This is a genomic window from Streptomyces sp. NPDC028308, from assembly GCF_055565855.1.
Genome location: NZ_JBVHTO010000001.1, coordinates 700,585 through 726,234, shown reverse-complemented (window position 1 = coordinate 726,234; position 25,650 = coordinate 700,585). Strand labels below are relative to the sequence as shown.

Below are 25,650 nucleotides of genomic sequence, written 5' to 3'. Positions count from 1 at the left end.
ACGCGCGCGTGCCGGGCGGGTCCGGAGCGTAGGGTCTCGATCATGCCTAGCGAACTCTTCGGCACCCTCTCCGACGGCGCCCGCGTCCACCGCTGGACGCTGGAGCGCTCGGGAGTGCGGGTGCGGGTACTGACGTACGGCGGGATCGTGCAGTCGGCCGAGGTCCCGGACCGGGACGGGCGGACCGTGGACGTGGTCCTCGGGTTCCCGCGGCTCGACGACTATGTCGCCCACCCCGAGCCCTACTTCGGGGCGCTGGTCGGGCGGTACGCGAACCGGATCGCGGGCGGGCGCTTCCCGCTCGACGGCGGGATCTGCCGGCTGGCGCGGAACAACGGGCCCAACTCCCTGCACGGCGGGGACCGGGGCTTCGACAAGCGGGTGTGGGACGCGGAGCCGGTCGAGCACGGGGTGCGCCTGTCGCGGGTGAGCCCGGACGGCGAGGAGGGCTTCCCTGGACGCCTGGAGGTCTCGGCGACCTACACGCTGGACGGGGACGGCGCGCTGCGGATCTCCTACGAGGCGGTCACGGACGCGCCGACGGTGGTGAACCTGACGAACCACACGTACTGGAACCTGACCGGTTCGGGGAACGCGGGCGGCCATGAACTGCGCCTCGACGCCTCGCGGTTGACGCCGGTGGACGCCGACCTGATCCCGACCGGCGAGCTCGCGGCCGTCGACGGGACGCGCTTCGACTTCCGCACGCCGCGCAAGGTCGGCTCCGGCTACGACCACAACTTCGTGCTCGACAAGGGCCTGAGCGAGAGCCCGGTGAAGGTGGCCGAGCTGTACGACCCGGCGTCCGGGCGGCAGTTGTCGGTGGCGACCACGGAGCCCGGGCTCCAGCTCTACACGGCGGACCACCTCGACGCGTCGGTGCCCTTCGCGCCGGGCGACGGCATCGCGCTGGAGACGCAGCACTTCCCCGACTCCCCCAACCGGCCCGAGTTCCCGAGCACCGGGCTGCTGCCGGGCGAGGTGTACCGCTCGGAGACCGTGTACCGGTTCTCCGTACGGGACTAGGGGCGTACGGACGAGCCCCGGCCCGGCCGTCAGGTTCCGGGCCGGGGCTGCTCCGTGGAGGCGTCCGGCGGTCACGCCTCGATGATCGTGCGCACCCGGCGGTCGGCAAGGGAACGGCCTGCCTGAACCTCGTACGAACCCTTCACAAGACGCCACGCGCCCGCGGTCGTGTCCCACACCTCGAAGGCACGGCGCGGGAGTTCGACGACGGCCTCGGCGCTCTCGCCGGGGGCCGCCCGCACGGTCGCGAAGCCGGCCAGCCAGCGGGCGGGCCGTGCGGGGTCCGGGTCCACGGGGGCGAGGTACACCTGGACGACCTCGCGTCCGGTGCGCTCGCCGGAGTTGCGCAGGCGGACGGTGGCGGTGCTCCCGGCGACCTCGACCGACTCGTAGGTCCAGTCGGTGTAGCCGAGTCCGTGCCCGAAGGCGTACGAGGGGGTCCTGCCCTCCTTCTCCCAGGCGCGGTAGCCGATGAACACGTCCTCCGTGTAGTGCAGTTCGCCGTCGGCCGGGGTGACCCGGGTGACCGGGGCGTCCTGGAGGGAGCCCCAGGTGGTGGGCAGGCGGCCGCCCGGCTCGTGGGCGCCGGTGAGGACATCGGCGAGGGCGGCGCCGCCCTCCTGGCCGGGGAACCAGCCGAGGAGCACGGCGGCGACCTCCTCGCGCCACGGAAGCTCCACCGGGGAACCGGAGTTCACGACCACGACGGTGTTCGGGTTGGCGGCGGCGACGGCGCGGACCAGGTCGTCCTGGCGGCCGGGCAGGCGGAGGTCCTTGCGGTCGAAGCCCTCGGACTCGACGCGCTCGGTGGTGGCGACCACGACGACGGCGGTGTCGGCGGCGCGGGCGGCCTCGACGGCCTCGGCGATCAGTTCCTCGGGGTCGCGCCGCGGTTCCTGGTGGACGAGCGTGAAGGTGACGACCTTCATGGTGGCGTCCTCGGGGAAGGTGACCGTGTGGCGCAGGGACACCTCGTACGCGCGTCCCGCCGTCACCTCCACGCGGGCGCGCTCGACGGGGGCGCCGAAGAAGGAGATGAACGGATCGTCCGTGTCGGTGCTCGCCACGTCGTCGTAGCGCACCTGCCCGTCGACGGTGAGGGTGAAGGCGCCGAGTCCCCTGGTGCCGAAGGTGTGCGGGCCGCTCTCGCGCGGGGTGAAGGTGCCGGTCAGCTCGACGCTGTGCAGGGCGTCGTGGGTGACGCCCTCGGGCAGGTCGTCGCCCATCCACTGGATGTGTCCGCTCGGTGCGGTGCCCGTGCCGATGACCGTGCCGTGTGCGTCGCGGCAGACCGCGCGGAGCGCGAACCCCTTGTCGGCGACGGCGAGTTCCTCGTTCGGGTCGGCGCCGACGGCGTACGTCAGGGTGCCCTCGGGGAGGGCGGCGGTGAGGCCGTCGAGCGGGGAGACGACACGGGCCGGGAAGACGGTGGCGGAGCCGCCGCCGAGCACGCGGGCGTCGCGGGCGGCGGCGCCGAGCAGGGCGACCCGGTGTCCCCCGGGCAGCGGGAGTGCGCCTTCGTTGCGCGCCAGGACGAAGGAGCGGCGGGCGATCTCGCGGGCCAGCGCCTCGCCGTCGACGGGGGCGGGCCGCTCGCTCACGACCGGCTCGGCGCCTTCCAGGAGGCCGACGCGGGCGGCGAGGCGCAGGACGTTGCGCACGGCGTCGTCCACCTTGGACTCCGCGACATCGCCGTCGCGTACGGCGCGGGCCAGTGCCTCGCCGTACACGGTCCGCGGGCCCGGCATGGCGACGTCGAGGCCGCCCTCGACGGCGCCGACGGTGGAGCGGGCGGCCGTCCAGTCGGAGACGTTGAAGCCGTCGAAGCCCCATTCGCCGCGCAGCACCTCGTTCACGAGGTGGCGGTGCTCGGTCATCGTGGGGCCGTTGACCGAGTTGTAGGCGGTCATGACGCCCCAGGGACGGGCGTTCTCCACGATGGCCTCGAAGGGGGCCAGGTAGAGCTCGCGCAGGGCGCGTTCGGAGACCACGTTGTTCACGGTGAAGCGGTCGGTCTCGGCGTCGTTGGCGACGAAGTGCTTCACGGTGGTGCCGACGCCGCCCGACTGCACGCCGGTCACGTAGGCCGCGCCGATCCGGCCGGTCAGGAACGGGTCCTCGCTGTACGCCTCGAAGTGGCGCCCGCCGAGCGGGGAGCGGTGCAGGTTGACGGTGGGCGCGAGCAGCACGTGGACGTGCTTGCGGCGGGCCTCCTGGGCGAGGAGGACACCGGCGCGGCGGGCGAGGCCGGGGTCCCAGGTGGCGGCGAGGGCGGTCGGGGACGGCAGCGCGACGGAGGGGTCGTCGGCGGTCCAGTGCACGCCTCGGACGCCGATCGGGCCGTCGGACATGACCAGGGAGGGCAGTCCGATCTCGGGGAGCGGGGGCAGGGACCACATGTCCTGTCCGGACAGCAGCCTCGTCTTCGCGTCCAGGCCGAGCCTGCCGAGGGCCGCCTCGACGGCCGCCTCCCGGGCCCGGTCCGCCGCCTCCCCCGTCCGCTGCTGCGCTGCTTGTGCCACGGCGTGCCTCCTCGTCGAAGTCCTTGGGCGCCTCCATCCTGCACGCGTCACCTGTAGAGCGGTAGGTTTCGTGACCTCAGCGTTACACATGGGAGAGCGGATGCCGTACGGTGACGGCATGACGGGCAGGACCAGGAGCGAGGAACGGCGCGCGGAGATCGTGCGTGCCGCCCTGGAGGTGATCGCCGGGCGCGGCTACCGGGGCGCGAGCCTGGCCGCCGTCGCGGAGCGGGTCGGTCTCACCCAGCAGGGGCTGCTGCACTACTTCCCGACCAAGGAGGCGCTGCTCGTCGCCGTGCTCCGGGAGCGCGACCAGTGGGACGCGGTGCCGGACAGCCGGTGGCGGCTCGATCTGCTGCGGTCCCTCGTCGAGTACAACGCGATGCGGCCGGGCATCGTGCAGACCTTCTCGGCGCTGCTCGGAGAGAGCGTCACCGAGGGCCATCCGGCACGCGAGTTCTTCACCGAGCGCTACACCGCGGTGCGGGCGAACATGGCGGCGGTGCTGCGCGAGCAGTACGGGGAGCGGCTGCCGAGCGGACTCACACCCGAGCGTGCCGCTCCCCTGCTCGTCGCCGTGATGGACGGACTCCAGTACCAGTGGCTGTTGGACCCGGAGTCGGTGGACATGCCCGCCGCCTTCCGGGACTTCCTCACCCTGCTGGGCGAGGACTGACCGCCGCGACGACCGCGCGGTCCTGGTGAGGAACTCCCGCCGTACGGCGCCGTATTCGTTCAGCCGGCCGATGTCCGTCAGATACGTGCGGATGTCAACGATGCCGTCGAGGGTCGCGCCGTGGCCGGCGGGCGAGCGCGGCCCCCGCCTGATCCGCCCCGGTCACGCACCATGGCGTGCGCCCCGTGCGTCACGCGATACTGCGGCCATCCCAAGCACCCCACGGCGACGGAAGGCCCAACTCCCTTGACTCACGCACGTGCTCGCATCGGTGTCCTCGGACTGGCCCTGCTGGCGGGGCTCGCGACCGCACCCACCGCGACGGCGGCCGAGGCCCCCACCGTCGAGGAGCAGCGGCTCGACAGGGCGGCACCCCAGGAGATCCTGCGGCGGTCCGGATTCGACACCGTGGCACCGCGGTTCGGCCGGGCCCTGGACGCGGCGCACTCGTACGCGCAGGCCGAGCGCGTCGTGGAACGGGAGGGGGCGCGGCTGTGGCGGCGGGCCGTGGACCGGGCCCAGGGCCGCGGCCCCGCCGGTGGCGACCTGAGCCGGGACGACGACCGGCCGCTGTACTGGGCCCGGCTCGGCATGACCCGCGAAGTCCGCGCGTGGGAGCCGGGGTTCGGCCTGACGGACGTGCAACGGCGGGCATTGCTGGCCACCTTGGAGGAGAACTCGCGGGGGCAGAACGCCATCCGCTATCCCCACGGCAAGGGCGTGAAGCGCGTCCTGCTCACCGGGTTCGACCCGTTCACGCTGGACCGCGACGTCAGGATCTCCAACCCCTCGGGGGCCGGAGCGCTCGCCCTCGACGGGACGACGATCCAGACCGCCGACGGCCCCGCCCGCGTCGAGACGGCGGTCTTCCCGGTGCGCTGGCAGGACTTCACCGACGGGACGGTGGAACGGACGCTGCGCCCGCACCTGGGCCGGGTGGACCTGTTCACGACGGTGAGCCAGGGCCGGGTCGGCCGCTTCGACGTGGAGCGGACCAACGGGGCCTGGCGGGGCGGCTTCCCGGACAACGAGAACGTCTCCCGCACCGAGACGGTCCCCGTGTCCGACCCGGCCTCCCAGCCGCAGTGGACGTCGACGACGCTGCCGTACGGGGCGATCGTGGCCGCGGACACCGGGCGCTTCCCGGTGTACGACAACACCTCGGTGACGGAGATACCGGCGGGCGGCACGGAGCCGGTGGTGCGCCCCGAGGGACCGACGCCCGGTTCGACGGCCCGCGCCGGGGGCGGCGGCAACTACCTGTCCAACGAGATCGCCTACCGGGCGACGCTGCTGCGCGACCGGCTCGGCCTGCGCTCCTCGCTGCCGGGCGGCCATGTGCACACACCGGTGCTGGAGTTCGGCGCCGGCAACACGGACCCCGCGACCGGAACGGTCACCGACCCCGGGTTCGTGCGGAACCGGCTGGACATCATCGCGCAGGTCCGGTCGATCCTGCGGACGGCCCTGGAAGCGGGGTGACCCCCAGGAGGCCCTGTGGCTAGTGCGACGGGGCGAAGGCGAGGCTCACGCCGAGGCCGGCGAGGACCGAGCCGATGACCTTGTTCAGCACCCGCTGGCCGCGCAGCATCAGCGAGCGCATCCGCTCGTGCGAGAAGAACACGGCGACCACGGCGAACCACAGCAGGTGGGCGAGGGACATGAACAGTCCGTAGCCCACCTGCCTGAGGACCGGGGTGCCGGGCCCGACGACCTGGGCGAACGTGGAGACGACGAACAGGGTCGTCTTCGGGTTGAGGACGTTGGTGAGGAACCCGGCGCGCAGGGCGGCGAGGGGACCGAGGTCCGTGCCGGCCCGGAGGTCGACCTCGACCCGGGTGCGCGTGCGGAAGGTGCGGACGCCGACCAGGACGAGGTAGGCCGCGCCGACCAGCTTGATCGCGGTGAACAGGGCGGTCGAGGAGGCGATGAGCAGGCCCACGCCGAGCATCGTGTACGTGACGTGCACGAGGACGCCCGCGGCGACGCCGGCGGCGGCGAGGAGCCCGGTCCGCCGGCCGTGCAGATAGCTGTTGCGGACGATCATCGCGAAGTCGGCGCCGGGCGCGATCACCGCGAGGACGGTGACGACCGCGACCGCGAGGACCTCGGTCATGCGGGGGCGGCCCCGTCGTCGCCCGGGTGCGGGATGCCCGCGTGCGTGTGGCCCGCGGCGCTCTCCTCGTCGGGTTCCCCGGTCCGCTCGCCGAGCAGGTCGCGCGCCATCAGGGTGGCTCCCGCGACCGCGCCCGGCATCAGGAACACGGCGACGAACGGGACCACGAAGGCGACGGCGAGCGGGGTCCCGAAGCCCCAGACCAGCGTCCTGCGGGAGCGCAGCAGGGCGAGGCGGGCGCGCAGTTCGACGCGCCTGCGCTGCAGGGCCACCCCGGTCAGCTCCTCCGTGAGGAAGAAGCCGGTGACGAAGAATCCGACCACCGGGACGACGGTCTGGCCGACGACCGGGACGAAGCCGAGGGCGAAGAGCAGGATGCCCCACACGAGGGCCCGGACCAGGATGCGCAGGCTGTCCCGGCCGGAGATCCACAGCTCGCGCCAGAGCGGCAGGCCCGACTCGGGGGCGGTGCCGTCCGGGGACACGTCCCGGTCGACGCGCTCGGAGAGGGACTCGTAGAAGGGCTGGCCGACGAGCAGGGTGACCGCCGTGAACGTCAGCACGGAGAGGGCCAGGGCGAGGGCGAAGAGGACGACGGTGAGGAAGCCGCGGAAGAGGCCCTGCCAAGGGCTGCCCCAGTCGTCCGCGAACGGGGTCGCCCAGGTGGTGAAGTCCTCGCCCCACAGGGCCAGGGCGGTGAGGGCCGCCGCGTACAGCACCAGGGTTATCAGGCCCGGGAGCAGTCCGAATCCGTACTGTCGCCCGTGCTTGGCCACCCATCGCTGGCCCTGCACCAAGTAGTGGAAGCCCGCCCCGAAATCACGCATGGCCAAAACCCTACCGGGCGCTCCCCGCGCCCCCGGCGGCAGGTTTCCCGGGGCCCGGAAGGGCCCGGCGCGGGGGCAGTCACGACCCCAACACCTCGTCCCCGCAGGGGAGTCGGAGAGGGGCGACCGCGCCGTACCGCCCGGGAACGGACGGAGGCCGCGCCCCGGTGCGGGGGTGCGGCCTCCGTCGCGCGCGACGCGCGCCGTCAGACGAGCGTCACGGTGATGTTGTCCCGGGTGGCCTTGGAGTACGGGCACACCTGGTGGGCCCGCTCCAGGAGGGACCTGGCCGTGCCGGCGTCGACGTTCGGGATGGCGGCGGAGATCTCGACGATCAGGCCGAAGCCGTCCTCGTTCTTGCCTATGCCGACCTTCGCGGTGACGGTCGAGCCGGTGATGTCGGCCTTCTCCTGCCGGGCGACGACCCCGAGCGCGCCCTGGAAGCAGGCGCTGTACCCGGCGGCGAAGAGCTGCTCCGGGTTGGTGCCGGCGCCGCTGCCGCCCATCTCCTTCGGCGGGTTGACGACGACGTCGAGCCTGCCGTCGTCGGTGGCGACCCGGCCGTCACGCCCGCCCTCGGCGGTGGCGACGGCGGTGTAGAGGACCTCGGACTGCTGGATGGACATACGGTGCTTCCTCCTTGGTCCGCCGCGACTCGCGCCCACGATCGCGACGACTTCGGAAAGAAGTTACCGCATGCCGGAAGTCCGGCGACAGGCTCCGGGGGCCCGGAGCCCGCCCGCTCCCGGACTCAGAGCTTGACGATCATCTTCCCGGTGTTGTCGCCGCGCAGGACGCCGAGGAAGGCCTCCAGGTTGTTCTCGATGCCCTCGACGACCGTCTCGCGGTACTTGAGCTCCCCGGAGCGGACCCAGGAGCCGACCTCCTCGACGAACTCCGGCTGGAGGTCGTAGTGGTCGCCGACAAGGAAGCCCTCGATGCGGCCGCGGGTCTGGATGAGACGGGCGAGGTTGCGCGGGCCGGGCGCCGGCTCGGTGTTGTTGTAGACCGAGATCATGCCGCAGACGGCGATCCGGCCGCCCTGGTTGAGCCGGCCGATCGCCGCCTCCAGGTGGTCACCGCCGACGTTGTCGAAGTACACGTCGACGCCGTCCGGGGCGGCCTCGCGCAGCTGCTCGGCCACCGGGCCCTTCTTGTAGTTGAAGGCGGCGTCGAAGCCGTACTCGTCGACGAGCAGGCGGACCTTCTCGTCCGAACCGGCCGAGCCGATGACGCGCGAGGCGCCCTTCAGCTTCGCGATCTGGCCGACCTGGCTGCCGACGGCACCCGCGGCGCCCGAGACGAAGACGGAGTCGCCCTCCTTGAAGGACGCGGTGCGCAGCAGGCCCGCGTACGCGGTCAGGCCGGTCATGCCGAGCACGCCGAGGTAGGTGCTCAGCGGGGCGGCCTCCGGGTCGACCTTGACGGCCTGCTCGGCGCTCACGGCGGCGTACTCGCGCCAGCCGAGGAAGTGCAGCACGTGGTCGCCGACGGCGATCCCCTCGGCCTTCGAGGCGACGACCTCGCCGACCGCACCGCCCTGCATGACCTTGCCCAGCTCGAAGGGGGCGACGTACGACTTGGCGGCACTCATGCGGCCCCGCATGTACGGGTCCACCGAGAGGTACTTGTTGCGTACGAGGACCTGCCCGTCCCTGGGCTGCGGGACCTCGGCCTCGACCAGGTCGAAGTCCCCGGGCTCCGGCCAGCCGACCGGGCGGCTGAGCAGGTGCCATTCGCGGCTGACGGCGGGGAGCTGGGGCGTGTCGGTCATGGGGGCCTTTCCTGTGCGCCTGCGGAGCGGCTCTCGCGCAGTTTGTTTCATTACCTGAAACAACCATGCTCCTGAATATTTCAGGATGTCAAGTAACCGGGTAGCCTGGAGCGCATGTCCCCGCAGAAGACCCGCCCCGACGCCCTGACGCTCGAGGTCGTCGACCTCATCGGCAGTGTGGTGGCCCGCTACCACGAGGAGTACGAGGAGGCGGCCGGCGAGCACGCGCTCACCGGTGCGCAGGCGCGGCTGCTGAGCCTGCTCACGCTGGAGCCGCTGCCGATGCGGCGGCTGGCGCAGAAGCTGCGGTGCGAGCCGTCGAACGTGACGGGGATCGTGGACCGGCTGGAGGCACGCGGGCTGGTCGAGCGGCGCCCCGATCCCGCGGACCGGCGCGTCAAGCTGGCGGCGCCCACGGAGGAGGGCCGCCGCATCGCCCGCAGCCTGCGGGACTCTCTCGACTTCGCCCGCGAGCCGCTCGCGGGGCTCTCCCACGAGGAGCGGCTGTCCCTGCGGGAGCTGCTCCAGCGAATGCTCGACGCCTGACGCCCGCGGTGCGGGGGGGGTCGGCGCCGGGGGCGCCGGTCGTCTCGTCGTCGCCGGTGCCGAGGGCCCGGTCTCGCCGGGTGCCGGAGGCCCGGGGGGCCGGGTCTCGCCGGGTGCCGGGGGCCCTGACTCACCGTCGCCGGTGCCGGGTCGCCCGGTCTCGCCGTCGCCGGTGCCGGGTGCTCGGTGAGGTCACTCGCCGCGGCGGGCGGCCGGCGGCGCGGTCACGGAGGCCCTTGGCGGGCGGGACCGCGGACCCGACGGGCACGGTACGCCCGCGCGGGCTGACTGGGCGCCTGGGGCGGGTACGGCGCCCGTGCGGGCCGGCGGACCGGGGCGCGGGGCCCGAGCCAGGCGCCTTGCCTGCGCGGCACACCCGTACGGGCTGAACGGGCGCCCAGGCGCGGGTACGACGCCCGTGCGGGCCGGGGCCGGCGGACCGGGACACGCGGGTCCCACGCCAGGCGCCTTGCCCACGCGGCACGCCCACGCAGAGCCCAACGGGCGCCTGGGGGGGGGCGAGTACGCGGGCCGGGCGGCAGGCGGACCGGGACACACGGGGTCCCGCGCCGGGTGCCTTGCCCGCGCGGGGCCCAACGGGCGCCTGGTCGTGGGTACGACGCCCGTGCGCGCCAGGTGGCCGGCGGACCGGGGCACGCGGGTCCCGCGACAGGCGCCTTGCCCACGCGGGGCCCAACGGGCGCCTGATCGTGGGTACGGCGCCCGTGCGCGCCAGGTGGCCGGCGGACCGGGGGCACGCGGGTCCCGTGCCTTGCCCCCGCAGCACGGCACGCCCACATGGGCTGGACGGGCGCTTAGGCGCGCCCTTGCGGGCCGGGGCCGGGGGACCGGGACACGGGGGTTCCGCGCCCGGTGCCTTGCACGCGCGGCGTGCCCACGCCGGGCCCAATGGGCGCCTGGGGGCGAGTATGTGGGCCGACCGGGACATGGGGCCCCGTCAGGGGTGTCGCCTGTCGGTGCCTGCATGCGGGGTGCGGCGGGCCGTGTTGACGGGACGCGGGACGCCGCGGCAGGGGCGTCGGCCTGCGTCCCTACGTCCGGGCGGACGCGGCGGTCACCCTCAGGTGCGTCGTCCTGCGATGCGCTTCAGGCCCGGCCCGTATCCGGGCCGGGGTACAGCGGTCTGCGTGGGCCGGGCGCTGGGCGGGACGCGGGTCGGTGAAACCGCGTCAGGTGCACCACCACAGGAAGCGGCTGCAGGACTTCGTGGGGGACGGGGTCGGGGTGGGCCGGGCCGAGGTGGGCTCCGCTGACGGGGTCTCGGGGGCGCCGGGAGCCGTCGTCGCGGCGGGCGCCGAGGGCGAGGCGCCGGTGAGCGGGCCCGTGGACGCCGACGCCTGCTGCGCGTCCTTCTCCTCGCCGCCGTCCTTCTTCTCGTCCTCGGCGGACTCGGACGCCGACGGGGACGCGGAGTCGCTCGGCGAGCCCGAGGGCTTCGCACTGCCGCCGCCCGCCGCGGGGCCGCCCGGCGCGGACGTCTCCCCGGCCGATCTGGCGCCGCCGTCGGCCCGTTCGTCGCCGGCCGTCGCCGCGCTCGGCGCGGACCCCGGTACCTCGATGCCGAGTTCGGCCAGGCTCAGGCCGCCCGCCGCGAGCAGCAGCCCGGCACCGACCAGCAGGGCCCTGCGCCGCCGGCGCCGGTGGGCGGCGGCCTTGCGGTCGCGCCGGCCGGCCCGTCCGCCACCCTCGCCGCGGGCCCGGTCACCGCCACGGCCGCGTCCGCGCGCCGCGGCCCGGCCGGGACGCTCGGTGTCGTCCTCGTACGGCTCGGCGGCGTCGTCCGTCCCGGCGTGCGCGCCGGGGTCGTCCGGCGCGTCGGCGTGCGCGCGGCACTCGTCGGCGGGGGTGCCGCACCCCGGGCAGGCGAGCGCGCCGTTGAGGTGCCTGCGGCACGGCTGGCAGTAGTCCATGACGCCGGAAGACTAGGTTCCTCACAGGTAACGTTCATAGTCACAGCTGTGAAAGTTGTGTGGGGAACCGTGCGTTCCGCCCTGTCGACCAGCGCTCCCTCCGGTTCGCGTGCGCGACGAGCGCGGCATACCACCGAAATCCGTCGCGGGTGGTTGTGTTCGACCCATTGACACCTCCGGGGCCGCGTCCTTACTGTCACGCCAGCATTTCGAACGTGTGACGAAATTTCGAACAGAGCGAAGAGCACAGGGGGCAACTGCCGTGCGCATCACGGGAATCAGCACGCACGTGGTCGGGACGCCGTGGCGGAACCTGACCTACGTCCAGGTGCACACCGACGAAGGACTCACGGGAGTCGGCGAGACCCGGATGCTGGGCCACACCGACGCGCTCCTCGGCTATCTGCGGGAGGCCGAGGTCAACCACGTCCTCGGCTCCGACCCGTTCGCCGTCGAGGACCTCGTGCGCCGTATGAAGTACGGCGACTACGGGCGGGCCGGCGAGATCGTGATGTCCGGTATCGCGGTGATCGAGATGGCCTGCTGGGACATCAAGGGCAAGGCGCTGGGCGTACCGGTCTGGCAGCTGCTGGGCGGCAAGGTCACCGACAAGGTGAAGGCGTACGCCAACGGCTGGTACACGACCGAGCGCACGCCCGAGGCGTACCACAAGGCCGCCCAGGAGGTCGTGGCGCGCGGGTACCGGGCGCTGAAGATCGACCCGTTCGGGACCGGCCACTTCGAGCTCGACCACGAGCAGAGCCTGTACGCGGTCTCCCTCATCGAGGCCGTGCGCGACGCGATCGGCCCGGACGCCGAGCTGATGCTGGAGATGCACGGCCGGTTCTCCCCCGCCACCGCCGTGCGCCTCGCCCACGAGCTGGCGCCCTTCAAGCCGGCCTGGCTGGAGGAGCCGGTGCCGCCGGAGAACCTGAAGGCGCTGGAGAAGGTCGCCGCCAAGGTCGACATCCCGCTCGCCACCGGTGAACGCATCCACGACCGCATCGAGTTCCGCGAGCTGTTCGACAACCAGACCGTGGACATCATCCAGCCCGACGTCGGCCACATCGGCGGCATCTGGGAGACCAGGAAGCTGGCGGCGACCGCGGAGACCCACTACATGCTGGTGGCCCCGCACAACGTGGGCGGCCCGGTGCTGACCGCCGCGAGCCTCCAGGTCGGCTTCACCTCGCCGAACTTCAAGATCCTGGAGCACTTCAACGACTTCGCGGACGCGGAGATCAAGAAGGTCGTCAAGGGCGCCCCGCAGGTCGTCGACGGCTACTTCGAGCTGTCCCACGAGCCCGGTCTCGGTGTGGAGCTGGACGTCGACGCGGCGGCCGAGTTCCCGCAGCAGCAGGCCCGGTTCGACCTGTGGGCGGACGGCTGGGAGCAGCGCAGGCCGAAGGGGACGCAGTGAGCACCGCGGTCGTCGTCGAGGCGCCCGGCGAGCACCGGCTGATCCCGCACGAGCCGGTGCCGCCGGCGGCCGGCGAGGCGCTGGTGCGCGTCCACGCCGTCGGCATCTGCGGCAGCGACCGCGAGCTCTACCAGGGCAACCGGCCCGAGGGGTACGTCCGTTACCCCCTCACGCCGGGCCACGAGTGGTCCGGGACCGTCGAGGCGGTGGGGGCCGGGGTGCCGCCGGCGCTGGTCGGCCGCAAGGTCGTCGGCGAGGGCTTCCGCAACTGCCAGGTGTGCGACCGCTGCCACGCGGGCGAGACCACCCTGTGCAGCGCGGGTTACGAGGAGACCGGCTTCACCCAGCCCGGGGCGATGGCCTCGACGCTGACGCTGCCGGCCCGGCTGCTGCACGTCCTGCCCGACGACGCCGACCTGACGGCCGCCGCCCTCCTGGAGCCCGCCGCGTGCATCGCGGCCGCCGCGCTCAAGGCGGACGCGCGGCCCGGCGAGCGGGTCGCCGTGGTCGGCACCGGAACCCTCGGGATGTTCGCCGTGCAGTTCCTGCGGGCCGGGTCGCCCGCCGAGCTGCTCGTGGTCGGCACCCGCCGGGACCGCGCGGCGCTGTCGCGGGAGTTCGGCGCCACCGACTTCCGCACCCGGGACCAGGAACTGCCCGACGACTTCGACGTGGTGATCGAGACCGCCGGGTCCGCGTCCGCCGCGCGCACCGCCGCCTCCCTGCTGCGGCGCGGCGGACGCCTGGTCCTGACGGGCATCCCGGCTCCGGGGGCCGAGGGGCTCGACCCCACCGACCTCGTCGTACGGCAGCTGGAGGTGCACACCGTGTTCGGTGCGCCGCCGGACGCCTGGGCGCACGCGGTGCGGGTCTTCGGCGCCGGACTGCTCGACCCGCTTCCGCTGGTCACGCACGAGCTGCCGCTCGCCGAGTTCCCGCAGGCCATCGAGTTGGTGGGGGCCGGCGACCCGAAGGTCGGCAAAGTCCTGCTGCGCCCCTGAGCCGTACGCCGGTACGGGGATCCTGACGCCCCGTACCGGCGTACACCCACCGACACGAATGTCGTCCGAAATACCGAACGTGAAGGACAGCTTGTGACCGACGCTCCCACCACGGCAGCCCGGCGACCCGGCGAGCCGGCACTCGCCGCGCTCGGCCTGGGCGCACCCGCCCTCTCCCCCGCCGACGCCTCTGCGCACACGTTCCCCGAGGGCGGCAGCTGGCGCACCGAGGTGCCCTCCGTGGAGGGCCCCGAGGCCCTCGCGGTGGTCCTCAAGGAGTCCTCGCGGCTCGACGTGCCGATCCACCGGATCAGCCAGGGCAGCGGCGTCTGGATGCTGACCGACGCCGAGATCACCGAGATGGTGGAGTCGACCGGCGAACGCGACATCGAGCTGTGCCTGTTCACCGGCCCGCGCGGCACCTGGGACATCGGGGGCTCCGTGCGCACCGACTCCCGGGGCGGCGGGCTGCGCGCCCGAGGTCACGACGCGGTGGCCGGCTGCGTCGAGGACGCCGTCCGGGCGACGGAGCTGGGCGTCAAGTGCCTGCTCGTCGCCGACGAGGGCGTGCTGTGGACGCTGCACCGGGCCCGCGAGGCGGGGATCATCCCGGCCGACACGACCCTCAAGGTCTCGGCGCTGATCGGCCCGGTCAACCCGGCCGCCTACGCCGTGTACGAACAGCTGGGCGCCGACTCCGTCAACGTGCCCAGTGATCTGACGCTCGATCACCTCACCGAGATACGGCGGGTGTCCGCCGCCCCCATGGACATGTACATCGAGGCCCCCGACGATCTCGGCGGCTACGTGCGCATGTACGAGGTCGCCGAGCTGATCCGCCGCGGCGCGCCGATCTACCTCAAGTTCGGCCTGTCCAAGGCGCCCGCGATCTACCCGTACGGCACCCACCTGCGCGACGTCACCCTGGACACCGCGCGGGAGCGGGTGCGGCGCGGACGCCTCGCCCTGGACCTGCTCGCCCGCCATGGCGCGGACGGCGACATGGCGCCGCTCGGGTCCCGGCTGCCGGGCTCGCTCCGGCGGTTCGCAACTCCGTCGTAACGTTCTGAACTCAGCCCTTCACAAAAGACGACGCAGCCGCACACAATCCCACACACCTCCTCTCGGTCCTCCCGCACAGCCGAACTTCCCGACCGAGCCCGCCCGAACATCAAGGAAGATGATCATGCGCAATCGCAGAGCAGCGCTCGCCGCCGTAGCCACCGCCGCCTCTCTGGCGCTCACCCTCTCCGCCTGCGGGCAGGACAGCGAGGGCGGCAGCGAGAACAAGAAGGACGACGCGAAGGGCTCCACGGTCGGCATCGCGATGCCCACCAAGTCCTCCGAGCGGTGGATAGCCGACGGCGCCAACGTCGAGAAGAACCTGAAGTCGGCCGGCTACAAGACCAAGCTGGTGTACGGCGAGGACGACCCCGACACCCAGGTCTCGCAGATCGAGAACATGATCACGCAGGGCGTCTCCGCCCTGATCATCGCGGCGATCGACAACAAGTCGCTGGACAACGTGCTCCAGCAGGCGGCCGACGCGGACATCCCGGTGATCTCCTACGACCGCCTGATCCTCGGCAGCAAGAACGTCGACTACTACGCCTCGTTCGACAACGAGAAGGTCGGCGAGCTCCAGGGCGGCTACATCGTCGACAAGCTCGGACTGAAGGACGGCAGCAAGAAGGGCCCGTTCAACATCGAGCTGTTCGCCGGCTCCAACGACGACAACAACACCAAGTACTTCTTCCAGGGCGCGATGAACGCCCTCCAGCCGTACATCGACAAGAAGCAGCTCGTCGTCAAGTCCGGCCAGACGAAGCTCAACCAGGTCACCACGCTGCGCTGGGACGGCGGCACCGCGCAGAAGCGCATGGACGACCTGCTGACCTCGGCGTACAAGACCGGGCGCGTGGACGCGGTGCTCTCGCCCTACGACGGCATCTCGATCGGCATCCTCTCGGCCCTGAAGTCCGACGACTACGGCAGCAAGAGCAAGCCGCTGCCGATCGTCACGGGCCAGGACGCCGAGGTCGCCTCGGTGAAGTCGATCATCGCCGGTGAGCAGACGCAGACCGTCTACAAGGACACCCGCAAGCTCGCGGAGGTCGCCTCGAAGATGGTGGACGCGGTCCTCAACGACAAGAAGCCCGAGGTCAACGACACCAAGACGTACGACAACGGCGCGAAGGTCGTGCCCGCCTACCTGCTGGAGCCGGTCAACGTCGACAAGTCCAACTACAAGGAGACCGTCGTCGACTCCGGCTACATCAAGGAAAGCGACCTCAACTAACCGCCGCGTATTCAAGGATTGGTAGGCACGACCATGGCGGGACCCGTCCTGGAAATGCGCTCGATCGTCAAGACCTTTCCCGGCGTCAAGGCGCTGTCGGACGTCTCTCTGAGTGTCCGTCCGGGCGAGGTCCACGCCATCTGCGGGGAGAACGGCGCCGGGAAGTCGACCTTGATGAAGGTCCTCTCCGGCGTCCACCCGCACGGGAGTTACGAAGGGGAGGTCCTCTTCGAGGGGGAGCCCTGCCACTTCAAGGACATCCGGGCCAGCGAGCAGCAGGGCATCGTGATCATCCACCAGGAGCTTGCCCTGGTGCCGTATCTCTCCATCGCCGAGAACATCTTCCTCGGCAACGAACACGCCACCCGCGGGTTCATCAGCTGGAGCGAGACGCTGAAGCACGCGAGCGAACTGCTGCGGCGCGTCGGGCTGGCCGAGCACCCCGACACCCGTGTCGCCGACATCGGCGTGGGCAAGCAGCAGCTCGTCGAGATCGCCAAGGCGCTCTCCAAGAAGGTGAAGCTGCTGATCCTCGACGAGCCGACGGCGGCGCTGAACGACGAGGACAGCGGCAAACTGCTCGACCTCATCCTGGGCCTCAAGGACGAGGGCATCACCTCGATCATCATCTCGCACAAGCTCAACGAGATCGAGCGGGTCGCCGACTCGGTGACGATCCTGCGCGACGGGCGGTCCATCGAGACCCTCGACGTGAAGGCGCCGGAGACCACCGAGGACCGGATCATCAGCGGCATGGTCGGACGCGACCTCGACCACCGCTTCCCGGAACGGACCCCGCACGAGCCCGAGGTGGGCGCGGCGCCGGCCCTGGAGATACGCAACTGGACCGTGCACCACCCGATCGACCAGCAGCGCAAGGTGGTCGACGACGTGTCGATCTCCGTGCGCCGCGGGGAGATCGTCGGGATCGCCGGCCTGATGGGCGCCGGGCGCACCGAGCTGGCGATGAGCGTCTTCGGACGCACCTACGGCCGGTACGCGGGCGGCACGGTCCTCAAGGACGGTGCGGAGATCCGTACGAAGTCCGTGCCGGAGGCGGTCAAGCACGGGATCGCGTACGTGACCGAGGACCGCAAGCACTACGGCCTCAACCTCATCGACACGATCAACCGCAACATCTCGCTCAGCGCCCTCGGCAAGGTCGCGAAGCGCGGTGTGGTCGACGAGCACGAGGAGCGCCAGGTCGCCGAGGGCTTCCGCACCTCGATGAACATCAAGGCGCCGACCGTCTTCGAGCCGGTGGGCAAGCTGTCGGGCGGCAACCAGCAGAAGGTCGTCCTCAGCAAGTGGATCTTCGCGGGTCCCGACGTGCTGATCCTGGACGAGCCGACCCGCGGCATCGACGTGGGCGCCAAGTACGAGATCTACACGGTCATCGACAAGCTGGCCGCCGAGGGCAAGGCGGTCGTCTTCATCTCCTCCGAGCTGCCGGAGCTGCTCGGCATGTGCGACCGCATCTACACGATGGCCGCCGGCCGGCTGACCGGCGAGGTGCCGCGGGCCGAGGCCACGCAGGAAGTGCTGATGCGCCAGATGACGAAGGACAAGAGGTAAGAGCGATGAGCACGAATGTGACCGCCAAGAGCCCCGCGCCGGCTCCCGCCGGCAAGGGCGGCCCGGCGGAGGGCGACGGCCTGTGGCAGCTGATGGTGGACGGCATGCGCCGCAACATGCGGCAGTACGGGATGCTGATCGCCCTCGGCCTGATCGTCGTCCTGTTCGCCGTGTGGACCGACGGGGACCTGCTGCTGCCCCGCAACGTCTCCAACCTGGTCCTGCAGAACAGCTACATCCTGATCCTCGCGATCGGCATGATGCTCGTCATCATCGCCGGGCACATCGACCTGTCGGTCGGCTCGCTCACCGCCTTCGTGGGCGCGGTGGCGGCGGTGCTGATGGTCGAGCACGACGTGGCCTGGCCGGTCGCGGTGCTGCTGTGCCTGGCGCTCGGCGCGGTCGCCGGTGCCGTGCAGGGGTTCTTCATCGCGTATCTCGGCATACCGTCGTTCATCGTCACCCTCGCCGGGATGCTGCTCTTCCGCGGTCTGACGGAGATCTTCCTGGAGGGCCAGACCCTCGGCCCGTTCCCCGACGGTCTGCAGAAGGTCGCCAACGGCTTCCTGCCCGAGGTCGGCCCGGACACCAACTACCACAACCTCACACTGCTGCTCGGCTTCGCGGTGATCGCCTTCGTGGTCATCCAGGAGGTCCGTGACCGCAGGCGGCAGCAGGAGTTCGCGCTCGACGTGCCGCCGGCCAAGCTCTTCCTGCTGAAGCTGGTGGCGCTGGTCGCGGCGGTCCTCACCGTCACGATGATGCTGGCCAGTTACAAGGGCGCCCCGGTGGTGCTGATCATCCTCGGTGTCCTCGTCGTCGGCTTCGGCTACGTCATGCGCAACGCCGTCATCGGCCGCCACGTGTACGCCATCGGCGGCAACCTTCCCGCGGCCAAGCTCTCCGGTGTGCGGGACAAGAAGGTGACCTTCCTGGTCTTCCTCAACATGGGCATGCTCGCGGCCCTGGCGGGTCTGGTCTTCGCGGCCCGCTTCAACGCGGCCTCACCCAAGGCGGGCGTGAACTTCGAACTCGAGGCGATCGCCGCGTCGTTCATCGGCGGTGCGTCGATGAGCGGCGGTGTGGGCACGGTCCTCGGCGCGATCATCGGTGGCGTCGTCCTGGGCGTGCTCAACAACGGAATGAACCTCGTCGGGGTCGGCAGCGACTGGCAGCAGGTCATCAAGGGCCTGGTGCTGCTGGCGGCCGTCGGCTTCGACGTGTGGAACAAGCGCAAGGTCGGTTCGTAGGTCCGGTTGTGCGGGGGTCCGGAAGGGCCCCCGCACCTATATCAGGAGCCGCACATGGAAACCACCAGACGCACTGTCATCGCCGCCGCGGCGGCCGCGGGACTCACCGCCGCCACGGTCGGCACGGCGCACGGGGCGACCGTCCGCAAGCCCGTCAAGGAGCTGTTCGGCAAGCTCGCCGACGGCACGAAGGTCCACCGCTGGTCGCTGCAGAACGGCGGCACCCGCCTGAAGGTCCTCTCGTACGGCGGCATCGTCCAGTCCCTGGAGATCCCCGACCGGCACGGCCGCCACCGGAACGTGTCGCTCGGCTTCGACACCATCGAGGACTACGTCGCCTCCAGTCCCTACTTCGGGGCGCTGATCGGGCGGTACGGCAACCGCATAGCCAAGGGCCGCTTCACGCTCGACGGCAAGCCTTACCAGCTCGCCGTCAACGACGGGGAGAACAGCCTGCACGGCGGGGACAAGGGCTTCGACAAGCGCGTCTGGGACGTCGAGGGCTTCACCTCCGGCTCCGACGTGGGCCTCGTCCTGCACTACACCAGCGTCGACGGCGAGATGGGCTACCCGGGCACGCTCCGGGTGAAGGTCACCTACACGCTGACCCGGCACGGCGACTGGCGCGTCGACTACGCGGCCACCACCGACAAGGCCACGGTCGTCAACCTCACCAGTCACGTCTACTGGAACCTCGCGGGCGAGGGCAGCGGCTCGATCTACGACCACGAGCTGAGCATCGCCGGCTCCCGCTACACCCCCGTCGACTCGGGCCTGATCCCCACCGGCGAGCTGGCCAGGGTCGCGGGCAGCCCCTTCGACTTCCGCCGCGCCAAGACCGTCGGCGAGGACATCCGCGAGGGCCACCAGCAACTCCTGTACGGCCAGGGCTTCGACCACAACTGGGTGCTCGACAAGGGCAGCACGGCCAAGCCCGAGCAGGTTGCCGTCCTGCGCGACCCGTCCTCCGGTCGCACCCTGCGGATCGCGACGACGGAGCCGGGGCTCCAGTTCTACTCCGGCAACTTCCTGGACGGCACGCTGGTCGGCACCGGCGGACGCGTCTACCGGCAGGGCGACGCGCTGTGCCTGGAGACCCAGCACTTCCCGGACTCGCCGAACCATCCGTCGTTCCCGTCCACGGTGCTGCGGCCCGGCCAGACGTACCGGACGACGACCGTGCACTCCTTCGGGGCCTGAGCGTCCAGGTCCGGGGGGACCTGACGCTTCCTGTGGGGCTTTGGTTGCCTCGACCGCCGAACCCTCACCGAAAGCACACCAGTTGAACAGCGCCACCTCCGTGTCCGTATGAGAGGGCGGCCCGTGCTCCCCCGCACGGGCCACCCGGGACGGGAGGGCCCGTCCTCCCCCACCGGGCCCGCCACCGACGGAGGTTCCATGGCCGACAACGTCACCTCGCTGTTCCGCAGCACGGCGGCGCACAGCCCCTCGATGGCCGCGCTGACGCGCGAGGGCGACGGGGCCGGTCCGGTGGACTTCTGCATCCCCTGCAACCCGTACTTCCCGACGCCCGCCATGTTCGACGACCTGGCGGGCCGGCTGCGCGAGATCATCACGTACTACCCGAGCAGCGCCGACACGATCACGGCCGAGCTGTGCAGCCTGCTCCGGCTGCCGCCGCAGTGCGTGGCGATGGGCAACGGCTCGACCGAACTGATCACCTGGATCGACCACCTGCTGGTGCGCGAGTCCCTCGCGATCCCGGTGCCCACCTTCGGACGGTGGACCGACCAGCCGATGGAGACCGGCAAGCGCGTCGACATGTTCCCGCTTCAGGAGTCCAGCGGCTTCGCCCTCGACCTCGCGCAGTACGCGGAGTTCATCCGCGCCCGGGGCTCGCGCGTCGCCGTCATCTGCAACCCGAACAACCCGGACGGGGGTTTCCTGCCCCGGCACGCGGTCGTGCAGTTCATGGACGCGATGGCCGATCTGGACCTGGTGATCGTCGACGAGTCGTTCCTGGAGTTCGCCGACGCGGAGTCCGAGCCGAGCGTGGTGGAGGACGCGGTGATGCGGCCGAACGTCATCGTGCTGCGCAGCCTCGGCAAGAACTTCGGCCTGCACGGCATCCGTTTCGGCTATCTGGCCGCCAACCCGGCACTCGCCGGGAAGGTCCGCTCGATGCTGCCCAAGTGGAACCTCAACTCCTTCGCGGAGACGGTGGTGTTCATGCTCCGGGAGCACGGCGCCGAGTACCAGGAGAGCCTGCACATGGTCCGCCGGGACCGGCTCGACATGGCCCGCCAGCTCTCCGCGCTGCCCGGTCTGACGGTCTACCCGTCGCAGGGCAACTTCCTCTTCGTGCGCCTGCCCGTCGGCGCGGAGGGCACCGTGGTCCGGGACCGGCTGCTCACCGAGCACCGCATCCTGGTCCGCGAATGCGGCAACAAGATCGGATCGTCCAGCCGCTTCCTGCGTCTCGTGGTGCGCCCCCAGGTGGACGTGCGTCGCCTGGTGTCCGGCCTGGAACAGGTGCTCTACGGGACCAGGAGGGGAGCCGCCGTGCCCGAGCCCGGCCATGGGACCGGCTACAGCTCGGGCACGGCGGCGGTGGACCGGCTGGTCGGCGCCACGAACGGGGCCGGCATGCAGGGGCTGGCCGCGCAGGCCGGCGCCTGGCCCGGACCGGCTCCCGGGGCCATGCCCCATCTCGCACCCGCCCCGGCACCGGCCGCCGTGCTGCCGGCACCGGCCGCCGCCATGCCGGCCATGGCGCCGGCGCCCGCCGCGGGACTGACGGCCGTCGCCCAGTACGGCCCGCCCGCACCGGCCGCCCCGGACCCGCTGACCGGCGGGACGGGCGCGGCGTACGGCGGCGGACCGACGGGGCTGGGCGCCGCCGGCGGCCTGACGGCCGCGCAGGTGCGGGGCTACACGCAGCCACCGCAGCAGCCCGAGGCGCAGCCCCAGCAGACCGGCTGGCCCGCGGCAGGGAGCGTGTACAACCAGGTCGGCTAGCCCTCGCACGTCAGCGGTCTTCGCGGCGGCGGTCGGAGGCCGCATCCCGGGCTGCGGCCACCAGGGAGAGCCACCCCGGCAGGTCGACCTCGGCCCGCACGGTCTTGCCCGGCGGGGGCTGCCGGTCGACCACCTCCCACCGGTCGGCGAGCGCGTCGACCAGGACGAGGCCGCGGCCGGTCTCCTCGTCCGCCCCCGGTGCGCGTACGTCTCCGGGTCCCGGCGGCCGGGGCCCCGTGCGGGTGTCGCCGACCTCGACGCGGACACTGCCCGGCACGAGCGCGAGGCGCAGCTCGAAGTCCCGGCCGGGCACCCGCCCGTGCGTCACGGCGTTGGCCGCCAGCTCGGCGACGATCACGGCGACCGCCTCCGCGGCAGCGGTGTCGAGCGGTACGCCCCAGGCGTGCAGCTGCGCCAGGGCGAGGTGCCGGGCCAGGCGGGCGCCGCGCGGAGTGGAACTGAGCCGCTGCGTGAACACACGTACGGTGACCGGTTCTTGGGGGGACGGCGGTGCTGTCATGCGCCCAATCTGGCGGTCCGATCGAGCACTCCACCAGGTCGGCGGCGCGTACGCCCCGCGAGCGTACGCGGTGACGGACTGGACAGTACCGTTCACGTTCCGTGACCATGAGCCCGGGAGGTGACCGGGGTGGTCGATGGAGTGGTGGGCGCGGGCGCGAGCGAACCGGAGTCGTCCGACAGTCTGCGGACCTTCGGTGCGGTGGTCCAGGCGCTGCGGGAGCACGCCGGGCTGAGCCGGGAGGAGTTCGCGGACCTGGTGCGGTTCTCCAAACACACCGTGGCGTCGGTGGAGTTGGGCAGGCGGATGCCGGACCCCGCCCTGGTGGACCGGGCGGAGGAGGTACTGGGCAACACGGGCGCCCTGCGGAAGGCGGCGGGCCATCTGGCACGCCAGCCGGGACTGGCGGCGTGGTTCAGGCAGTGGGCGCGGATGGAGTCCGTGGCCATCAACCTGGACACGTACGAGTGCCGGGTGGTACCGGGTCTCCTGCAGACGGAGGCGTACGCAAGGGCCGTGACGCTCAGCGTGCCACCTCTCCCGGACGAGGCGGAGTTGACCCAGCGGATCGCCGCGCGGCTGGCGCGGCAGGAGCTGCTGTCGACACGGCGGAAGCCACCCTGTGCGTTCAGTTTCATCTTCGAGCAGGCCCTGCTGGAGCGGCACACAGGGGGCGAAGACGTCACGCGCGGGCTGCTGGACCACGTACTGCACGTGATCGACCGGCACTGGAACGTGCAGGTGCAGATCATGCCGCTGCGCCAGCCCGACCACCCAGGTCTGGACGGCCCCTTGCAGTTGCTGGAGACGCCGGAGAACCTATGGTTCGCCTACTCGGAGGGGCAGAACAACGGCCGCCTCATCTCCGACCGGAAAGAGATCAGCGTCCTCAGCCAGCGGTATGGAAAACTGCGCGCGCAGGCTCTCACCCCAGAGGACTCGAAGTGCCTGCTGAAGCGGATGCGAGGAGCGCTATGAGCGGCACCCCGGAACTGACCTGGTTCAAGAGCAGCTACAGCAGCGGCAGCCAGGGCGACTGCGTCGAGGTCGCCCTCACCCCCGTCGCCGTGCACGTCCGTGACTCCAAGGACCGGACGGGCCCGCGGCTCGAACTCTCCCCGGCCGCCTGGGGCGAGTTCGTGTCGCGGGCCCGGCTCGGCTAGCTCTCGGCCGGGGCCGACGGGCGGGGCTCCGGGCGGCCGGTCTAGCCGGCGAAGGCGGGCTGGGCGAGGCCTTTCCCGGCACCGGGGACCACCAGCACCGAACCGCTGAGCGGATGCGGTGCCTCAAGGCCCGTACGGGCGGTGGTGATGTACAGGTCGGTCAGGTCCGCGCCGCCGAACGCGCAGGCGGTGGGGCGCGGGACGGGCAGCTCCACGACCCGGTCCAGCTCGCCGGACGGGGTGTAGCGGCGGACCGCCCCGCCGTCCCACAGGGCCACCCACACACAGCCCCCGGCGTCCACGGTGAGGCCGTCGGGGGACCCGGAGCCGTCCTCGATCCGGGCGAACGGGCGCCGGTTCACCGGCACTTGGTCCTCACCCACGTCGAAGACGTCGATCCGGCGGGTCGGCGAGTCGATGTAGTACATCAGCCGTCCGTCGGGGCTCCACCCGGCGCCGTTGCTGACGGCGACGTCGTCGAGCACGGTGCGCACGGTGCCGTCGGGGGCGATCCGGGACAGCGTGCCGCCGCCCGGGGCCTCGTCGTACCGCATGGTGCCGGTCCACAGCGAGCCGTCGGGGGCGACGGCGGCGTCGTTGCCCCGGCGGCCGGGGACGGGCTCGCGGTGCAGCCAGCGGAAGCCCTCCCCGGAGCCCGGCGGCCCGTAGAGCGCCACCCCGTCCCGGAGGTTGACCACCAGACCGCCGCCCGCGCGCGGTTTGGCGGCGCCGACGTGCTGCTCGGTGGCCATGACCGTGGTGCGGCCGGACACCGGGTCGTACGTGTGCACCCGGGAGCCGAGGATGTCGACCCAGACCAGCCGCTGCCCGGCGGTGTCCCACGTGGGGCCCTCACCGAGCGCCGCGTACGCGCGGACCGCGACCTCGGCGCTCATGCCACGCTCCGGTAGCCGAGCCGCTCGGACAGATCGGCGGCGCCCTTCGCGGCCAGCTGCTCCAGCTCGCCGAGCCGGTCGTCGCTCCAGCGGATCATCGGGACGGAGATGGAGAGCGCGGCGACGACCTGCCCGGTGCGGTCCCGCACGGGGGCCGCGACGCAGCTGACGTCCGGGTTGGACTCCCGGCTCTCCACCGCGACGCCGCGCCGGCGGATCTCGGCGAGGGCCTCGCGCAGGGCGCCGGGCTCGGTGATGCTGTTCGGCGTCATCGCGGCCAGCGCCGAGTCGTCCGGGATGCGCGAGCTCAGCTCGGAGTCGGGCAGCGAGGCCAGCAGCATCTTGCCCACGGAGGTGCAGTGCGCGGGCAGCCGGCGTCCGGCGGCCGACACCATGCGCACCGCGTGCGTGGAGTCCACCTTCGCGATGTAGATGACGTCGGTGCCTTCGAGGATCGCCACGTGCACGGTCTCGTCGCAGGTCTCGGCGACCGAGCGGGCGACCTGCTGGCCCTCGGCGGCGAGGTCCAGCTGCTCGGCGTAGCGGCTGCCGAGCTGGTACGGCCGCACCCCGAGCCGGTAGCGTCCGGGCTGACCCGGCACCTGGACGATGTACGACCGGGCGGCGAGGGTGGTGACCAGCTCGTGCACGGTGGTGCGGGGCAGCTGGAGCTTGCGCACGATGTCGGGCGCGGAGAGTGTGCCGTCTCCGTCCAGGAAGAGCTCGAGTATGTCGAGAGCGCGGGTCACGGCAGGTACGAGGCGTCCCACGAGCGGCCCCTCCCTTGTGTTCGAAATTTCAACAGACGATCGGGATGACGAACACAGGCTAGTCATATGGGCTGGGCCGGGCAATGGGCGGACGGGGGCGGACGTCCGGACCGGGTGCGGGCGGGGACGGAACCGGGTGCGGGCGGGGCCGGAACGGGTGCGGGCGCAGACCCGCGGGGCGGCCGAGGGGTGGGCCGCCGCGACTCCACGCCCAGGGGTCGGGCGGCGGCCCGCACCGGCGGGGAGTCTTATTCGGGGACCGCCGACGAGACGGACCGGGGTCCGACCGGAGCCGGCCTCTTCCTCACCGGCACGGCGGTCTGCCCCTCCGGTCCTCTCATCCCGGTCATCCCCGTCGG

At 72.1% G+C, this 25,650-nt stretch carries 23 protein-coding genes; 14 read left to right on the top strand and 9 right to left on the bottom strand.

Going from position 1 to position 25,650, the window contains the following annotated elements; genetic code table 11:
• The first annotated feature begins 42 nt into the window (after nt 1–42).
• The gene (locus ACZ4VA_RS03020; protein ID WP_355779482.1) at nt 43–1,026 is read left to right on the top strand and encodes an aldose epimerase family protein; all 984 of its coding nucleotides are present in this window, start codon (nt 43–45) and stop codon (nt 1,024–1,026) included.
• A 71-nt stretch (nt 1,027–1,097) separates the two neighbouring features.
• Here ACZ4VA_RS03020 and ACZ4VA_RS03015 read toward each other — a convergent pair whose 3' ends face one another.
• The gene (locus ACZ4VA_RS03015; protein WP_468079421.1) at nt 1,098–3,548 is read right to left on the bottom strand and encodes a glycoside hydrolase family 3 protein; all 2,451 of its coding nucleotides are present in this window, start codon (nt 3,546–3,548) and stop codon (nt 1,098–1,100) included.
• Nucleotides 3,549–3,648: 100 nt separating this feature from the next.
• On the opposite strand from ACZ4VA_RS03015, the gene ACZ4VA_RS03010 reads away from it, so the two are divergent.
• Both ACZ4VA_RS03010 and ACZ4VA_RS03005 read left to right on the top strand, forming a co-directional pair.
• The gene (locus tag ACZ4VA_RS03010; protein ID WP_355779477.1) at nt 3,649–4,224 is read left to right on the top strand and encodes a TetR/AcrR family transcriptional regulator; all 576 of its coding nucleotides are present in this window, start codon (nt 3,649–3,651) and stop codon (nt 4,222–4,224) included.
• Nucleotides 4,225–4,470: 246 nt separating this feature from the next.
• Nucleotides 4,471–5,706: a pyroglutamyl-peptidase I gene (locus ACZ4VA_RS03005; protein WP_355779475.1), complete on the top strand. Its 1,236-nt coding sequence runs from the start codon at nt 4,471–4,473 to the stop codon at nt 5,704–5,706.
• Between the two features lie 19 nt (nt 5,707–5,725).
• On the opposite strand, the gene ACZ4VA_RS03000 is transcribed toward ACZ4VA_RS03005, so the two are convergent.
• The 4 genes from ACZ4VA_RS03000 to ACZ4VA_RS02985 form a co-directional block, all read right to left on the bottom strand.
• Nucleotides 5,726–6,340 (bottom strand): LysE family transporter, encoded by a 615-nt coding sequence (locus ACZ4VA_RS03000; protein WP_355779473.1) that lies wholly within the window; start codon nt 6,338–6,340, stop codon nt 5,726–5,728.
• The gene (locus ACZ4VA_RS02995) at nt 6,337–7,167 is read right to left on the bottom strand and encodes an EI24 domain-containing protein (RefSeq protein ID WP_355779471.1); all 831 of its coding nucleotides are present in this window, start codon (nt 7,165–7,167) and stop codon (nt 6,337–6,339) included. The genes ACZ4VA_RS03000 and ACZ4VA_RS02995 overlap by 4 nt, the downstream gene beginning before the upstream one ends.
• A 206-nt stretch (nt 7,168–7,373) precedes the next feature.
• A complete protein-coding gene (locus ACZ4VA_RS02990) occupies nt 7,374–7,793 on the bottom strand; it encodes an organic hydroperoxide resistance protein (protein WP_356168338.1) in 420 nt (139 codons plus the stop codon).
• A gap of 125 nt (nt 7,794–7,918) precedes the next feature.
• Nucleotides 7,919–8,941 carry an NADP-dependent oxidoreductase gene (locus ACZ4VA_RS02985; RefSeq protein ID WP_355779467.1) on the bottom strand — a complete coding sequence of 341 codons (1,023 nt, stop codon included), beginning with the start codon at nt 8,939–8,941 and terminating at the stop codon, nt 7,919–7,921.
• Nucleotides 8,942–9,055: 114 nt separating this feature from the next.
• Here ACZ4VA_RS02985 and ACZ4VA_RS02980 point away from each other — a divergent pair, with 114 nt between their 5' ends.
• Nucleotides 9,056–9,487 carry a MarR family winged helix-turn-helix transcriptional regulator gene (locus tag ACZ4VA_RS02980; RefSeq protein ID WP_355779464.1) on the top strand — a complete coding sequence of 144 codons (432 nt, stop codon included), beginning with the start codon at nt 9,056–9,058 and terminating at the stop codon, nt 9,485–9,487.
• 1,190 nt (nt 9,488–10,677) lie between these two features.
• Here the strand turns inward: ACZ4VA_RS02980 and ACZ4VA_RS02975 are convergent.
• On the bottom strand, nt 10,678–11,418 hold the full coding sequence (locus ACZ4VA_RS02975; protein ID WP_468079417.1) for an SCO2400 family protein: 741 nt from the start codon (nt 11,416–11,418) through the stop codon (nt 10,678–10,680).
• A 262-nt stretch (nt 11,419–11,680) separates the two neighbouring features.
• Between ACZ4VA_RS02975 and ACZ4VA_RS02970 the strand changes: the two genes are divergently transcribed.
• The 8 genes from ACZ4VA_RS02970 (at nt 11,681) to ACZ4VA_RS02935 (ending at nt 21,942) form a co-directional block, all read left to right on the top strand.
• Nucleotides 11,681–12,838, top strand: a complete 1,158-nt coding sequence (locus ACZ4VA_RS02970) for a mandelate racemase/muconate lactonizing enzyme family protein (protein WP_356168344.1) — start codon at nt 11,681–11,683, stop codon at nt 12,836–12,838.
• On the top strand, nt 12,835–13,839 hold the full coding sequence (locus ACZ4VA_RS02965) for a zinc-dependent alcohol dehydrogenase (protein WP_356168347.1): 1,005 nt from the start codon (nt 12,835–12,837) through the stop codon (nt 13,837–13,839). The genes ACZ4VA_RS02970 and ACZ4VA_RS02965 overlap by 4 nt, the downstream gene beginning before the upstream one ends.
• Before the next feature lie 93 nt (nt 13,840–13,932).
• Entirely contained in the window at nt 13,933–14,901 is a 969-nt protein-coding gene (locus ACZ4VA_RS02960) for a hypothetical protein (RefSeq protein ID WP_355785397.1), read from the top strand.
• Nucleotides 14,902–15,025: 124 nt separating this feature from the next.
• Nucleotides 15,026–16,138 carry a multiple monosaccharide ABC transporter substrate-binding protein gene (gene chvE / locus ACZ4VA_RS02955; RefSeq protein ID WP_355785400.1) on the top strand — a complete coding sequence of 371 codons (1,113 nt, stop codon included), beginning with the start codon at nt 15,026–15,028 and terminating at the stop codon, nt 16,136–16,138.
• 33 nt (nt 16,139–16,171) lie between these two features.
• The gene (gene mmsA / locus ACZ4VA_RS02950; protein WP_356237760.1) at nt 16,172–17,713 is read left to right on the top strand and encodes a multiple monosaccharide ABC transporter ATP-binding protein; all 1,542 of its coding nucleotides are present in this window, start codon (nt 16,172–16,174) and stop codon (nt 17,711–17,713) included.
• A 5-nt stretch (nt 17,714–17,718) separates the two neighbouring features.
• Nucleotides 17,719–18,963 (top strand): multiple monosaccharide ABC transporter permease, encoded by a 1,245-nt coding sequence (mmsB, locus tag ACZ4VA_RS02945; protein ID WP_355785406.1) that lies wholly within the window; start codon nt 17,719–17,721, stop codon nt 18,961–18,963.
• Between the two features lie 54 nt (nt 18,964–19,017).
• On the top strand, nt 19,018–20,163 hold the full coding sequence (locus ACZ4VA_RS02940; protein WP_355785409.1) for an aldose epimerase family protein: 1,146 nt from the start codon (nt 19,018–19,020) through the stop codon (nt 20,161–20,163).
• Nucleotides 20,164–20,361: 198 nt separating this feature from the next.
• The gene (locus tag ACZ4VA_RS02935) at nt 20,362–21,942 is read left to right on the top strand and encodes a pyridoxal phosphate-dependent aminotransferase (RefSeq protein WP_356168355.1); all 1,581 of its coding nucleotides are present in this window, start codon (nt 20,362–20,364) and stop codon (nt 21,940–21,942) included.
• Between the two features lie 10 nt (nt 21,943–21,952).
• Here ACZ4VA_RS02935 and ACZ4VA_RS02930 read toward each other — a convergent pair whose 3' ends face one another.
• Nucleotides 21,953–22,462 (bottom strand): ATP-binding protein, encoded by a 510-nt coding sequence (locus ACZ4VA_RS02930; RefSeq protein WP_356237758.1) that lies wholly within the window; start codon nt 22,460–22,462, stop codon nt 21,953–21,955.
• Between the two features lie 129 nt (nt 22,463–22,591).
• On the opposite strand from ACZ4VA_RS02930, the gene ACZ4VA_RS02925 reads away from it, so the two are divergent.
• Together ACZ4VA_RS02925 and ACZ4VA_RS02920 are read left to right on the top strand one after the other, a co-directional pair.
• Nucleotides 22,592–23,440 carry a helix-turn-helix domain-containing protein gene (locus ACZ4VA_RS02925; protein WP_356168361.1) on the top strand — a complete coding sequence of 283 codons (849 nt, stop codon included), beginning with the start codon at nt 22,592–22,594 and terminating at the stop codon, nt 23,438–23,440.
• Nucleotides 23,437–23,625 carry a DUF397 domain-containing protein gene (locus ACZ4VA_RS02920; protein WP_356168364.1) on the top strand — a complete coding sequence of 63 codons (189 nt, stop codon included), beginning with the start codon at nt 23,437–23,439 and terminating at the stop codon, nt 23,623–23,625. Before ACZ4VA_RS02925 ends, ACZ4VA_RS02920 begins: the two co-directional genes overlap by 4 nt.
• A 41-nt stretch (nt 23,626–23,666) precedes the next feature.
• On the opposite strand, the gene ACZ4VA_RS02915 is transcribed toward ACZ4VA_RS02920, so the two are convergent.
• Together ACZ4VA_RS02915 and ACZ4VA_RS02910 are read right to left on the bottom strand one after the other, a co-directional pair.
• The gene (locus ACZ4VA_RS02915) at nt 23,667–24,521 is read right to left on the bottom strand and encodes an SMP-30/gluconolactonase/LRE family protein (protein ID WP_355792508.1); all 855 of its coding nucleotides are present in this window, start codon (nt 24,519–24,521) and stop codon (nt 23,667–23,669) included.
• Nucleotides 24,518–25,291 carry an IclR family transcriptional regulator gene (locus ACZ4VA_RS02910; RefSeq protein WP_355792505.1) on the bottom strand — a complete coding sequence of 258 codons (774 nt, stop codon included), beginning with the start codon at nt 25,289–25,291 and terminating at the stop codon, nt 24,518–24,520. The genes ACZ4VA_RS02915 and ACZ4VA_RS02910 overlap by 4 nt, the downstream gene beginning before the upstream one ends.
• Nucleotides 25,292–25,650 lie beyond the last annotated feature (359 nt).

Excerpts from the sequence above, each read along its gene's own strand:
- ACZ4VA_RS02980 (WP_355779464.1), top strand. The coding sequence starts at position 9,056 with ATGTCCCCGCAGAAGACCCGCCCCGACGCCCTGACGCTCGAGGTCGTC.
- mmsA (WP_356237760.1), top strand. The coding sequence starts at position 16,172 with ATGGCGGGACCCGTCCTGGAAATGCGCTCGATCGTCAAGACCTTTCCC.
- ACZ4VA_RS02915 (WP_355792508.1), bottom strand. The coding sequence starts at position 24,521 with ATGAGCGCCGAGGTCGCGGTCCGCGCGTACGCGGCGCTCGGTGAGGGC.
- ACZ4VA_RS02920 (WP_356168364.1), top strand. The coding sequence starts at position 23,437 with ATGAGCGGCACCCCGGAACTGACCTGGTTCAAGAGCAGCTACAGCAGC.
- ACZ4VA_RS02985 (WP_355779467.1), bottom strand. The coding sequence starts at position 8,941 with ATGACCGACACGCCCCAGCTCCCCGCCGTCAGCCGCGAATGGCACCTG.
- ACZ4VA_RS02995 (WP_355779471.1), bottom strand. The coding sequence starts at position 7,167 with ATGCGTGATTTCGGGGCGGGCTTCCACTACTTGGTGCAGGGCCAGCGA.
- chvE (WP_355785400.1), top strand. The coding sequence starts at position 15,026 with ATGCGCAATCGCAGAGCAGCGCTCGCCGCCGTAGCCACCGCCGCCTCT.
- mmsB (WP_355785406.1), top strand. The coding sequence starts at position 17,719 with ATGAGCACGAATGTGACCGCCAAGAGCCCCGCGCCGGCTCCCGCCGGC.
- ACZ4VA_RS03000 (WP_355779473.1), bottom strand. The coding sequence starts at position 6,340 with ATGACCGAGGTCCTCGCGGTCGCGGTCGTCACCGTCCTCGCGGTGATC.
- ACZ4VA_RS03010 (WP_355779477.1), top strand. The coding sequence starts at position 3,649 with ATGCCGTACGGTGACGGCATGACGGGCAGGACCAGGAGCGAGGAACGG.
- ACZ4VA_RS02930 (WP_356237758.1), bottom strand. The coding sequence starts at position 22,462 with ATGACAGCACCGCCGTCCCCCCAAGAACCGGTCACCGTACGTGTGTTC.
- ACZ4VA_RS02940 (WP_355785409.1), top strand. The coding sequence starts at position 19,018 with ATGGAAACCACCAGACGCACTGTCATCGCCGCCGCGGCGGCCGCGGGA.
- ACZ4VA_RS03020 (WP_355779482.1), top strand. The coding sequence starts at position 43 with ATGCCTAGCGAACTCTTCGGCACCCTCTCCGACGGCGCCCGCGTCCAC.
- ACZ4VA_RS02990 (WP_356168338.1), bottom strand. The coding sequence starts at position 7,793 with ATGTCCATCCAGCAGTCCGAGGTCCTCTACACCGCCGTCGCCACCGCC.
- ACZ4VA_RS02975 (WP_468079417.1), bottom strand. The coding sequence starts at position 11,418 with ATGGACTACTGCCAGCCGTGCCGCAGGCACCTCAACGGCGCGCTCGCC.
- ACZ4VA_RS02935 (WP_356168355.1), top strand. The coding sequence starts at position 20,362 with ATGGCCGACAACGTCACCTCGCTGTTCCGCAGCACGGCGGCGCACAGC.